Here is a 12,115-nt window from a genome sequence, read left to right on the forward strand (position 1 = left end):
GACCCGATAGGGCTGGGTGGGGGGATAAGGCCGCAGGGTTATGTGCATAATCCTCTGGAGTGGGTTGATCCCTTTGGATTATCTTTAATTAGTCCAAAAACTATTCTTTTTTCTCAGGACAGTATTGCTGGCTCATTTTCGGATGGTGGTTCAATAAATGAATTAGTACATAGATTGAAAAACAACCCATCTTATATAAATGAAGTTGAGCCTATTAGAAAAGTCAGAATGCGTGATTTGCCGACTAATGTCCAAGAAAGATTAATGTCCCAAGGGGCTCATAAAGATTCGGTATTTAGTTTGGATAACCGAAGATTGTATGCTGCAAAAGAAGCTGGTATTTCAAAAATGCCTTCTAGGTGGGCAACTCCTGAAGAGTTGGCAGAGATAAATCTTAATAGACGTTTTTCCACAGAAACAGGTGGGAAAGGTATTGCGGTAAGGAAGGCCTGCGGATAATGACTGATTTAAAAATTAAAGAATTGGATACAAAATATGGTCGTATTTTCTCAAGAGATGCCTTAATTATTAGGGATTACTCTATTCAACTTGCACCTATGATGGTGAATGTCAAAACCTCACTTTCTTTGCGCGGTTGTATACCCTCAATTAAAGATGCTCCCGACGTGTGTGTTGAGTTTTGTTTTAGTGATGTAGAAAATGTGTCTATATATAAAATAGATGATTTTCCTTATGAGAAATACATGCTTTCCAGTTTTGATGAGGTTGAGGGGAAGTATAAAAAAAATAGAAAAAGAGTAATATTAAGTACATATGATCATGTTTTTGACATTGTTGGAAGTCTTGAACTGAAATATGGGTGATATAAGAAGCCGGAAGCGATCTCAAAATCCTTCCGGCTATTTTATTTTTATCGGCTTGTATATTATTACGCCAGCATAGTTCCCACCTCTGCCCGAATGACTATCTTACCGGGCAACACCTCAATCCTTAATGGCTGGCCGAGTAACCCGCTCAGGGTGAGCCAGTCGCCTGCCAGTGTCAGTTCGCCGTTGTCACTGACCCAGTCTGCGCCTTCCGTCTCGTTGCCGTCGAGTTCAGCCATCAGCGCCGCGATATCGGCATCTTCATCGAGCCGTGTCAGTATCAGGCCATTACGGTAAAGCTGAATACGAAACATCGCCTCGGCAGTAAAGCCTGCCTGCGCCAGTTCGTCACCCGTTAACGTCAGCTCCGGCAGTTCCCCATGCTGGAAAGCGGTCTTGATGCTCATCGTGCGCCCTCCACGTTCAGGCCACCGGGGAAGCGATTAAGCCAGCTTGCGGCAGCACGTTCATCAAACGGGGCGATGCTCAGCGCTTGCAGGTTGCCCCAGAGTTCATGGATATCCTGCGTGGTGATGACAATGCAGCCGGGCATGATGCGCAGCTTCAGCGGTTGCCCGGTGGTAAATCCGGCGTCCTTCAGCCACTGCCCGGCGATGTTGATGGCGGGCGTGTCGTGGTTGCCTTTAATCGGTCGATAGCCCACACGGGTAAAGCGTTCGGCCTGAGCGATTTTAAAAACGGTGGTATCTGGCGTAGAATGCGCGTCAGCCATAGTCAACTCCTTCCAGTTGGTTGTGGTTAGCGGCTCTGGTGTGTTGCAACCACGCCAGCGCCGCGTCAGTTCAGACTCAGCCTAACAAGCGCTTCGCCTGATGTTTTAAAATCATGGCATCCAGAATCGATGTGACCGACTTCTGTTCTTCCTCATCCATCTGCTTAACGGCTTCAAACTTCAGCTTTAACTCATCCTGCGGTTCGCGTTCGCCTTCCTCGAAAATCAGCCAGTCAGCCGACACGTTAAAGGTGACGGCAATACGCTTGAGAATATCTAAAGAGGGCTGTGCCTCGCCGGACTCGTAGCGGCGAACCTGCGTCAAATGAATCCCCACCTTGTCAGCCATCTGCGGCTGGGTCAGTCCGTGCTGCTTGCGCAGTTGCAGAAAACGGGTTGAAAAGCTCATCCAGAACATCCCCTGATAATTACCGGTATCGCTCATTATCACTCCCTGTTCTGAATAGACTTGACTGAATGCTCTTAATGGGTCATATAATAGTATCCAATAAGGGCATTGACAAGGTTTTATAAGGAACATTTTTATGGCACGCATCCCCGAATCCGAGTTGCAGCACCTGAAAGCCGCCGTGTCACTGGTTGAGGTGGTGCGTGGTCAGGGAAGAAAGGTGGTGAAGCGCGGTAAGGACTATGTGGTGCTGTGCCCGTTCCATCAGGAGAAGACGCCATCGTGTGTTATCTCGCCGGAGAAGAACCTCTATCACTGCTTCGGCTGTGATGCAGGCGGCTCGGTACTGGACTGGGTGATGAAGACGGAAGGGTTAAGCCTGCCGCATGCGGTCGATAAGCTGCGGGGTGAGCTGGGTAGCGTGCCAGCCGCTGAGCCGTTGCCGCCTGTTAGCGATATTGCTAATGAGCAGGAAAGGCAGGCGTTACTGCATCGCGTTACCGAGTTCTATCACCACACGCTGCTGAACGCGCCGGAGGCTATCGCGTATCTTGAAAAGCGCCGCCTCAATCATCCGGAGTTAGTGGCGCAGTTCCGCTTAGGGTTCGCTAACCGGACATTGGGCTACCGCCTGCCATCGAGCAAACTGAAAGACGGGGCAACCGTTCGCAGCCAGTTGCAGGCCATCGGGGTGATGCGTTCATCCGGCCATGAACATCTGGCAGGTTCATTAGTCGTTCCGGTTATCGATATGAACGGTCAGGTTCGGGAGCTGTACGGGCGCAAGGTGGGCGACCGTCTGCGTGCGGGAACGCCGAATCATCTGTATCTGCCGGGGTCACACGGCGGGGTGTGGAACGAGCAGGCACTGGTCGCCAGTAAGTCCGTTATCTTATGCGAATCGTTAATCGATGCGATGTCGTTCTGGGTAGCGGGTTATCGCAACGTGACGGCGGCGTATGGGGTGAACGGGTTCACTGATGAGATCCGCCAGTCGTTTATCCGCCACGGTGTGAAACAAGTGCTTATCGCGTTCGATAACGATACGGCAGGGGATGACGGCGCGGTGAAACTGGCCTCGTCTCTGGTTGCTGAGGGCATCACGCCGTTCCGTGTGGTGTTCCCGTCCGGCATGGATGCGAACGAGTACCTGTGCAAAGTCTCCGAGCCGGAGCAGGCGTTCCGTGCGGTGGTAGAAGGCGCAATGGCGATGGGGGAAGCGGTGAACGCTGAACCTGAATCTGTGCCACAGCGGAAAGCCGTGCCACAGCCTGAAAAACCGTCTCAATCAGCCTCTTCCTTAGCTGCGGGGGTTGTGGTTGAAGCGTTGCCGAACGGTGAGCTTGAGATAGCGTTATCCGGTCAGCAGTGGCGCATCCGGGGGATGGCGTCGGTGAAAGCGGGCAGTGGCGTGATGAAGGTGAACGCGCAGGTCATCGACACGGCCAGCGGTGTGGTGTTCGCGGACAGCGTGGACATGATGAGTGCGCGGAGCCGTGCGGGGTATGCGCGGTTAGCGGCCAGTGAGTTAGGGCTGGCCGAAAGTGACATCAAACAGCGCTTAGGGCGGGTGCTGCTGGCACTGGAAAATTACCTTGCTCAACCCGAAACCGCCAGTGATACCGCACCAGAACTGGATGATGCCGCCAAAGCGGAAGCGCTGGCGTTGCTGCGTGACCCGAATCTTATCGGCAGACTGACGGATGACCTTGCGGCCTGTGGCGTGGTCGGCGAATCGACCAACTTAGTAGCGGGTTATCTGGCGGCGGTGTCGCGCAAACTGGACAGGCCGTTGGCGGTGTTAATCCAGTCATCCAGTGCGGCGGGCAAATCCAGCCTGATGGATGCGGTACTGAACCTCATCCCACCGGAAGAGCGCTTACAGTACAGCGCGATGACAGGCCAGAGCCTGTTCTATCTGGGCGAAACCAATCTCCAGCATAAAATCCTCGCCATCGCGGAAGAGGAAGGCGTGCGGCAGGCGGCGTATGCGCTGAAGTTGTTGCAGAGTGATGGTGAGTTAACCATCGCCAGCACAGGCAAAGATGATGCCACAGGCAATCTGGTGACGAAACAGTACACGGTGAAAGGCCCGGTGATGCTGATGCTGACCACCACGGCCATTGACGTGGACGAAGAACTGCTTAACCGCTGCCTGGTTCTCACGGTGAACGAATCCCGCGAACAGACCGAGGCAATCCATGCGTTGCAGCGGCATAAACAGACGCTGGAAGGGCTGCTGATGGAGAACGAAAAAGGCTATCTGACGGAGTTACATCAAAATGCCCAACGGTTACTGAAACCGTTAAAGGTGGTCAATCCGTTCGCCAGCCAGTTGACGTTCCTGAGTGATAAAACCCGTACCCGCCGCGACCATATGAAATACCTGACGTTAATCCAGTCTATCGCGCTGTTGCACCAGTACCAGCGGGAAGTGAAGACGGTAGAGCATCGCGGCACGGTTATCGAATACATCGAGGTGGAACGGTCGGATATCGTGCTGGCGAACCGGTTAGCGCACGAGATATTAGGCCGGACGCTGGACGAGATGCCGCCACAGACGCGCAAGCTGTTGCTGCTGATACAGGGGATGGTGAACCAGTTAGCGCATACGCAGAGCAAAAAACCGAGCGAGGTGCGCTTTACCCGGCGGGATATCCGCAACGCGACACAGTGGAGCGATAACCAGTTGAAAGTTCACTGTCTGCGGCTGGTCGAAATGGAATACCTGCTGGTACATGGTGGGAGCCGGGGTCATCTGTTGCAGTACGAGTTGCTGTGGGATGGGAATGGCAGCGATGACAACACGCATCTGTGCGGCCTTATCGATCCGCCAGAAAACGATACAGGCAAACAGTACGACTTACGCAAGTTGGGGGTTAAGGAGAGCAAGTTGGCCTCAAGTTGCCCCCAAGTTGGTGCCAAGTTGGAGGAAGGAAAATCCCGCCAAGCCACGCCGGATAAGGGTTCGTTAGTCGCAAGTGGCGATAAGGCGAAAAGCACTGTTCCGGTAAAGAAAAGTCGCCGCATCACATCGTAGTTCCCTTCTTCTTATCTCGCAGGATGCGCCACCATGACCCGACCGAAACCGCCCAGCCCTGAAGCCACTTACCTTAGCAACCTGCCGCAGACGCTGCGCCAGTACATGAGCGCGTACCTTGAACACCTGACCGCGACGAACCACAGCCCGCGCACGGTGGAAGGGTACGGTGAACGGCTGCGCCCGTTCGTGACGTGGTGTGAAGAGCGGGGCATCACACAGGCGGCACAGGTGAGTCTGTCGGTGCTGGAAGCGTATCAGCGTTATCTTCATGGCTACCGCAAGGCGGACGGGAAACCGTTGGCACAGGGTGGTCAGCTTAACCGCCTGACGGCCATCCGTGGGCTGTTCCGCTGGCTGCTGCAACGTCACCATATCCTGTATAACCCCGCCGAGCAGATGACATTACCGAAAGCCGAGAAGCGGTTACCGGCGCAGATACTGAGCGAGGAAGAAACCGAGGCGGTGATGGAGGCACAGGACACGGACACGCTAACCGGGTTACGCAATCGTGCGGTACTGGAAATGCTGTGGAGCACGGGGCTACGGCGGTCAGAGCTGTCCGGGCTGATGCTGGCCGATGTGGACGTGGGGCGCGGGGTTCTGGTGGTCAGACAGGGCAAAGGGAACAAGGACAGGGTGGTGCCGGTTGGCCTGCGGGCGCTGGTCTGGGTACAGCGCTATCTGGACGCGGTAAGGCCGCGACTGACGACCAAGCACGACAGTGGCTACCTGTTCGTGACGATATGGGGCAAGCGGCTGGCACGGTCAACGCTGACGATACTGGCAGGCCGGGCAATACGGGATGATGCGCATCTGAAAAAGGCCGGGGCGTGTCATGTGTTCCGGCACTCGATGGCAACGCAGATGCTGGAGCGTGGGGCAGATACGCGACACATCCAGGCTATCTTAGGCCATGAGAAGCTGGAGACGACGCAGATATACACCCGTGTGGCGATCGGTCATCTGAAACAGGTGCATGAGAAAACGCATCCGGCAGAGCGCAAGCCAAAAGCGAGGCGCAGAAAGAAACGCAAGCCGGACACTACCGCATCGCCGGACAGCCCGAAAAAGTAGCTCCTTCTCTTCGAGACCGCAGGACGGTGCAGGGCAGAAAGCCCTCGTCCCTGCGGGCTTACTGCCTTGGTCGGCTGAGGCACTCCTGCGGTAAATGCCGCCCGGCCAGCGCCAAACAATGGCGTTCTCTGTAGGTAACGTTGCTGGCCGAACGTCATTCAACATAATGTGGCATTACGCGCAAGTTGCTGAACGCAACCTGCGCGCAACACACATTATGTCGGCGCCGGTCGGGTAATGGGCGCGCTGCGGTCTTCCTCAACAATGGTGAGCGGCTGGCCGCCGGGGTTCGGCTCCTCAGTATCGTGTGGCGCACAGCTCGCAGGCTCGCTCTGCTATCAGCATCGCGTTCCTTCCCTGGCTCTGACGGTGTGGCCGCCCTCCCTGGCGGCGGAAGCGCCGATGCTAATCCTCGGCCAACATCAACGTCAACAGAAAAGCAGTTGTCGGCCTGCGGCCTCCGCTGAAGGGCTTCACCTCGCCCCGCCCCAACCCCGCTGCACTGGCTGCGCCCGGCTCGCAGTCGCAGGCTCCTTGCTCGTTCCCGTGCTCGCCATCTCCGCCCCGTGCGGCCCCCGCCGGGGGCCTCCCTGTTTAACTTCTTCTCTTGCGGGCTTCGCCAGCCCGCACCCGGCAGACGCTTCACCGTCCCACAGGCAAGCTGCGGAACGGCTCGCGCCGCGATAAAACCCGGTTCATTAACACAACGACTAATGGCAGCGGCTGCCGCCGCTGCTATGATGTGGCACAGGCAGGCAGGGAAGTCACAGCATGGCGGTAGCGTGTCCGGGGCTAAAAGTGCGCGTCGGGGTGTTCGGGTTAAGGTGTTGTTAACTAGGCCGAAAACGCGACTTAAAAAGCACGTTGCACCAATGGGTTAAGTGCGCTAAAAAGTACGACCATGTCAGGATCGTCCCTATGACCCGATAGGGCTGGGTGGGGGAATAAGGCCGCAGGGTTATGTGCATAATCCTCTGGAGTGGGTTGATCCCTTTGGATTATCTTTAATTAGTCCAAAAACTATTCTTTTTTCTCAGGACAGTATTGCTGGCTCATTTTCGGATGGTGGTTCAATAAATGAATTAGTACATAGATTGAAAAACAACCCATCTTATATAAATGAAGTTGAGCCTATTAGAAAAGTCAGAATGCGTGATTTGCCGACTAATGTCCAAGAAAGATTAATGTCCCAAGGGGCTCATAAAGATTCGGTATTTAGTTTGGATAACCGAAGATTGTATGCTGCAAAAGAAGCTGGTATTTCAAAAATGCCTTCTAGGTGGGCAACTCCTGAAGAGTTGGCAGAGATAAATCTTAATAGACGTTTTTCCACAGAAACAGGTGGGAAAGGTATTGCGGTAAGGAAGGCCTGCGGATAATGACTGATTTAAAAATTAAAGAATTGGATACAAAATATGGTCGTATTTTCTCAAGAGATGCCTTAATTATTAGGGATTACTCTATTCAACTTGCACCTATGATGGTGAATGTCAAAACCTCACTTTCTTTGCGCGGTTGTATACCCTCAATTAAAGATGCTCCCGACGTGTGTGTTGAGTTTTGTTTTAGTGATGTAGAAAATGTGTCTATATATAAAATAGATGATTTTCCTTATGAGAAATACATGCTTTCCAGTTTTGATGAGGTTGAGGGGAAGTATAAAAAAAATAGAAAAAGAGTAATATTAAGTACATATGATCATGTTTTTGACATTGTTGGAAGTCTTGAACTGAAATATGGGTGATATAAGAAGCCGGAAGCGATCTCAAAATCCTTCCGGCTATTTTATTTTTATCGGCTTGTATATTATTACGCCAGCATAGTTCCCACCTCTGCCCGAATGACTATCTTACCGGGCAACACCTCAATCCTTAATGGCTGGCCGAGTAACCCGCTCAGGGTGAGCCAGTCGCCTGCCAGTGTCAGTTCGCCGTTGTCACTGACCCAGTCTGCGCCTTCCGTCTCGTTGCCGTCGAGTTCAGCCATCAGCGCCGCGATATCGGCATCTTCATCGAGCCGTGTCAGTATCAGGCCATTACGGTAAAGCTGAATACGAAACATCGCCTCGGCAGTAAAGCCTGCCTGCGCCAGTTCGTCACCCGTTAACGTCAGCTCCGGCAGTTCCCCATGCTGGAAAGCGGTCTTGATGCTCATCGTGCGCCCTCCACGTTCAGGCCACCGGGGAAGCGATTAAGCCAGCTTGCGGCAGCACGTTCATCAAACGGGGCGATGCTCAGCGCTTGCAGGTTGCCCCAGAGTTCATGGATATCCTGCGTGGTGATGACAATGCAGCCGGGCATGATGCGCAGCTTCAGCGGTTGCCCGGTGGTAAATCCGGCGTCCTTCAGCCACTGCCCGGCGATGTTGATGGCGGGCGTGTCGTGGTTGCCTTTAATCGGTCGATAGCCCACACGGGTAAAGCGTTCGGCCTGAGCGATTTTAAAAACGGTGGTATCTGGCGTAGAATGCGCGTCAGCCATAGTCAACTCCTTCCAGTTGGTTGTGGTTAGCGGCTCTGGTGTGTTGCAACCACGCCAGCGCCGCGTCAGTTCAGACTCAGCCTAACAAGCGCTTCGCCTGATGTTTTAAAATCATGGCATCCAGAATCGATGTGACCGACTTCTGTTCTTCCTCATCCATCTGCTTAACGGCTTCAAACTTCAGCTTTAACTCATCCTGCGGTTCGCGTTCGCCTTCCTCGAAAATCAGCCAGTCAGCCGACACGTTAAAGGTGACGGCAATACGCTTGAGAATATCTAAAGAGGGCTGTGCCTCGCCGGACTCGTAGCGGCGAACCTGCGTCAAATGAATCCCCACCTTGTCAGCCATCTGCGGCTGGGTCAGTCCGTGCTGCTTGCGCAGTTGCAGAAAACGGGTTGAAAAGCTCATCCAGAACATCCCCTGATAATTACCGGTATCGCTCATTATCACTCCCTGTTCTGAATAGACTTGACTGAATGCTCTTAATGGGTCATATAATAGTATCCAATAAGGGCATTGACAAGGTTTTATAAGGAACATTTTTATGGCACGCATCCCCGAATCCGAGTTGCAGCACCTGAAAGCCGCCGTGTCACTGGTTGAGGTGGTGCGTGGTCAGGGAAGAAAGGTGGTGAAGCGCGGTAAGGACTATGTGGTGCTGTGCCCGTTCCATCAGGAGAAGACGCCATCGTGTGTTATCTCGCCGGAGAAGAACCTCTATCACTGCTTCGGCTGTGATGCAGGCGGCTCGGTACTGGACTGGGTGATGAAGACGGAAGGGTTAAGCCTGCCGCATGCGGTCGATAAGCTGCGGCGTGAGCTGGGTGAAGTGCCAGCCGCTGCGCCGCTGCCGCCTGTCAGTGATATCACTAATGAACAGGAGCGGCAGGCATTGCTGCATCGGGTGGTGGCGTTCTATCACCACACCTTACTCAATGCGCCGGAGGCCATCGCCTATCTGGAAAAGCGTCGCCTCAATCATCCTGAGTTAGTCGCGGCCTTTAAACTGGGGTTCGCCAACCGGACGCTGGGCTATCGCCTGCCATCAAGCAAACTGAAAGACGGGGCAACCGTTCGCAGTCAGTTGCAGGCGCTGGGCGTGATGCGTTCATCCGGTCATGAACATCTGGCAGGGTCGTTAGTGGTTCCGGTTATCGACCTTAACGGCCAGGTGCGGGAGCTTTATGGTCGCAAGGTGGGTGAGCGGTTACGTGCGGGTACGCCGAACCATCTGTATCTGCCGGGACCCCACGGCGGGGTGTGGAACGAGCAGGCACTGGTTGCCAGTAAGTCCGTTATCTTATGCGAATCCCTTATCGATGCGATGTCGTTCTGGGTAGCAGGTTATCGCAACGTGACGGCAGCGTATGGGGTGAATGGTTTTACCGATGAGATGCGCAAAGCCTTTATCCGGCATGGTGTAAAACAGGTGTTGCTCGCGTTCGATAACGATGCGGCGGGGGATGAAGGGGCGGTGAAACTGGCCGAATCCTTAGCCGCTGGGGGCATTGCGCCGTTCCGTGTGGTGTTCCCAGCGGGCATGGATGCGAACGGCTATCTGTGCAGTGTTGCCGAACCGGAAGCGGCGTTCGGGCTACTGGTAGATGGGGCGTTGCCGATGGGGGAAGTGGTCAGTGCAGAGCCTGAAAAAGACACTGAGCCACAGCCTGAAAACCCGTCTCAACCCGCCACCTCTTTAGCCGCCGGGGTTGTGGTTGAAACGTTGCCGAACGGTGAGGTTGAGATAGCGCTGTCCGGCCAGCAATGGCGCATCCGGGGCATGGCATCAGTGAAAGCCGGTAGTGGCGTGATGAAGGTAAACGCGCAGGTGCTGGACACGGAGAGCGGCGTGGTGTTCGCGGACAGCGTGGACATGATGAGTGCGCGGAGCCGTGCGGGCTATGCGCGGTTAGCGGCCAGTGAGTTAGGGCTAGCGGAAAGCGACATCAAACAGCGCTTAGGCCGTGTGCTGCTGGCACTGGAAAATCACCTGAGCCAGCCGGAAATCGCCAGTGACACCGCGCCGGAACTGGATGACGCCGCCAAAGCGGAAGCGCTGGCGTTGCTGCGTGACCCGAACCTTATCGGCAGGCTGACGGATGATCTTGCGGCTTGTGGCGTGGTCGGCGAATCGACCAACTTAGTCGCGGGTTATCTGGCCGCTGTCTCCCGTAAGTTAGATAAGCCACTGGCCGTATTAATCCAGTCATCCAGTGCGGCGGGGAAATCCAGCCTGATGGATGCGGTGCTTAATCTTATCCCGCCGGAAGAGCGCTTACAGTACAGCGCGATGACAGGCCAGAGCCTGTTCTATCTGGGCGAAACGAACTTACAGCACAAGATACTGGCGATAGCGGAAGAAGAAGGCGTGCGGCAGGCGGCGTATGCGCTGAAGCTGTTGCAGAGTGACGGAGAACTGACCATCGCCAGTACGGGCAAGGATGAGGCCACGGGCAATCTGGTGACCAAACAATACACGGTGAAAGGCCCGGTGATGCTGATGCTGACCACAACCGCTATCGACGTGGATGAAGAACTGCTTAACCGTTGCCTTGTGCTTACCGTGAACGAATCCCGCGAACAGACCGAAGCCATACATGCCTTGCAGCGCCATAAACAGACGCTGGAAGGGTTGCTGATGGAGAACGAGAAAGGGTATCTCACTGAACTGCATCAAAATGCCCAGCGGTTACTGAAACCGTTAAAAGTGGTGAACCCGTTCGCCAGCCAGTTGACGTTCCTGAGTGATAAGACGCGAACCCGCCGCGACCATATGAAATACCTGACGTTAATCCAGTCCATCGCGCTGCTGCACCAGTACCAGCGGGAGGTAAAGACGGTAGAGCACCGTGGGCAGGTTATCGAGTATATCGAGGTTGAACGGTCGGATATCGTGCTGGCCAACAAACTGGCGCATGAAATCCTTGGCCGGACGCTGGACGAGATGCCGCCGCAGACAAGAAAGCTGTTGCTGCTGATACAGGGCTGGATAGCGGACGGCGGCAAGCCGAAAGCGGAGCTTCACTTCACCCGCAAACAGCTACGGGATGCGGTGCAATGGGGCGATACGCAACTGAAAATCCACCTTGCGCGGCTGGTTGAACTGGAATACCTGCTGCTGCACAAGCGGGGGCTGACGTTCTGCTACGAACTGCTGTTCGACGGCGACACACAGGCGGATAACGCGCACCTGTGCGGGCTTATCGACGTGCCGGAAACGCCAGTGAAAACGGTAAAAACGTCAGAGAAAGGTCAATATGACTCCGTCCGGTCGGGGGTAAATGAAAAGCGGTCGGCCTCTGGTCGGGGTGCAGTCGGTGGTCGGTCGGACAAGGCAATCGCTGTTAAAGCCAGTGCCGGAAAGGGTTCTGCGCCATCCGGTCGGGTTAACGGCAAAAGCACTGTTCCGGCATCACAGGATAAACCCATCGTACCGTAGTTCTCTTATCTGCTTCTTCCCCTCACCTCGCAGGACGCGCCACCATGACCAAACCCAAAGCCCCGACACCAGAAGCCACTTACCTTAGCAGCCTGTCACAGACGCTGCG

At 54.6% G+C, this 12,115-nt stretch carries 12 protein-coding genes and 1 pseudogene; 7 read left to right on the forward strand and 6 right to left on the reverse strand.

All coding sequences use genetic code 11. The features are described 5' to 3' along the window. Positions 1-459: pseudogene (locus K7X24_RS21250) on the forward strand (hypothetical protein); the annotation flags it as partial. After that, complete coding sequence (locus K7X24_RS21255) at positions 459-824, forward strand: hypothetical protein (protein ID WP_103163093.1); 366 nt, start codon at positions 459-461, stop codon at positions 822-824. The pseudogene K7X24_RS21250 and the gene K7X24_RS21255, both read left to right, overlap by 1 nt. A gap of 65 nt (positions 825-889) precedes the next feature. Here the strand turns inward: K7X24_RS21255 and K7X24_RS21260 are convergent, their stop codons facing one another. The 3 genes from K7X24_RS21260 to K7X24_RS21270 form a co-directional block, all read right to left on the reverse strand. Next, positions 890-1,234 carry a SymE family type I addiction module toxin gene (locus tag K7X24_RS21260; protein WP_224558205.1) on the reverse strand — a complete coding sequence of 115 codons (345 nt, stop codon included), beginning with the start codon at positions 1,232-1,234 and terminating at the stop codon, positions 890-892. Continuing rightward, complete coding sequence (locus K7X24_RS21265; RefSeq protein WP_224558206.1) at positions 1,231-1,560, reverse strand: SymE family type I addiction module toxin; 330 nt, start codon at positions 1,558-1,560, stop codon at positions 1,231-1,233. The genes K7X24_RS21260 and K7X24_RS21265 overlap by 4 nt, the downstream gene beginning before the upstream one ends. Before the next feature lie 76 nt (positions 1,561-1,636). Continuing rightward, on the reverse strand, positions 1,637-1,969 hold the full coding sequence (locus K7X24_RS21270; RefSeq protein ID WP_040044219.1) for a helix-turn-helix domain-containing protein: 333 nt from the start codon (positions 1,967-1,969) through the stop codon (positions 1,637-1,639). A 136-nt stretch (positions 1,970-2,105) separates the two neighbouring features. On the opposite strand from K7X24_RS21270, the gene K7X24_RS21275 reads away from it, so the two are divergent. The 4 genes from K7X24_RS21275 to K7X24_RS21290 all read left to right on the forward strand — a co-directional run bounded on the left by K7X24_RS21275 (position 2,106) and on the right by K7X24_RS21290 (position 7,830). Further along, positions 2,106-5,009 carry a CHC2 zinc finger domain-containing protein gene (locus tag K7X24_RS21275; protein ID WP_224558208.1) on the forward strand — a complete coding sequence of 968 codons (2,904 nt, stop codon included), beginning with the start codon at positions 2,106-2,108 and terminating at the stop codon, positions 5,007-5,009. Positions 5,010-5,042: 33 nt separating this feature from the next. After that, positions 5,043-6,086 (forward strand): site-specific tyrosine recombinase XerC, encoded by a 1,044-nt coding sequence (gene xerC, locus K7X24_RS21280; RefSeq protein ID WP_224558209.1) that lies wholly within the window; start codon positions 5,043-5,045, stop codon positions 6,084-6,086. 962 nt (positions 6,087-7,048) lie between these two features. Then, complete coding sequence (locus tag K7X24_RS21285; protein WP_224558210.1) at positions 7,049-7,465, forward strand: hypothetical protein; 417 nt, start codon at positions 7,049-7,051, stop codon at positions 7,463-7,465. Further along, positions 7,465-7,830, forward strand: coding sequence for a hypothetical protein (locus K7X24_RS21290; protein WP_103163093.1), 366 nt, complete (start codon positions 7,465-7,467; stop codon positions 7,828-7,830). The genes K7X24_RS21285 and K7X24_RS21290 overlap by 1 nt, the downstream gene beginning before the upstream one ends. A 65-nt stretch (positions 7,831-7,895) precedes the next feature. On the opposite strand, the gene K7X24_RS21295 is transcribed toward K7X24_RS21290, so the two are convergent. The 3 genes from K7X24_RS21295 to K7X24_RS21305 all read right to left on the reverse strand — a co-directional run bounded on the left by K7X24_RS21295 (position 7,896) and on the right by K7X24_RS21305 (position 8,975). Beyond that, entirely contained in the window at positions 7,896-8,240 is a 345-nt protein-coding gene (locus K7X24_RS21295) for a SymE family type I addiction module toxin (protein ID WP_224558205.1), read from the reverse strand. Beyond that, entirely contained in the window at positions 8,237-8,566 is a 330-nt protein-coding gene (locus tag K7X24_RS21300; RefSeq protein ID WP_224558206.1) for a SymE family type I addiction module toxin, read from the reverse strand. The genes K7X24_RS21295 and K7X24_RS21300 overlap by 4 nt, the downstream gene beginning before the upstream one ends. Positions 8,567-8,642: 76 nt before the next feature. Continuing rightward, positions 8,643-8,975 carry a helix-turn-helix domain-containing protein gene (locus K7X24_RS21305; protein ID WP_040044219.1) on the reverse strand — a complete coding sequence of 111 codons (333 nt, stop codon included), beginning with the start codon at positions 8,973-8,975 and terminating at the stop codon, positions 8,643-8,645. 136 nt (positions 8,976-9,111) lie between these two features. Here K7X24_RS21305 and K7X24_RS21310 point away from each other — a divergent pair, with 136 nt between their 5' ends. Then, on the forward strand, positions 9,112-12,006 hold the full coding sequence (locus tag K7X24_RS21310) for a CHC2 zinc finger domain-containing protein (protein WP_224558211.1): 2,895 nt from the start codon (positions 9,112-9,114) through the stop codon (positions 12,004-12,006). The last annotated feature ends 109 nt before the right edge of the window (positions 12,007-12,115 follow it).

The sequence above is a fragment of the Pectobacterium versatile genome, from assembly GCF_020166435.1.
GTDB classification, from domain to species: domain Bacteria; phylum Pseudomonadota; class Gammaproteobacteria; order Enterobacterales; family Enterobacteriaceae; genus Pectobacterium; species Pectobacterium versatile.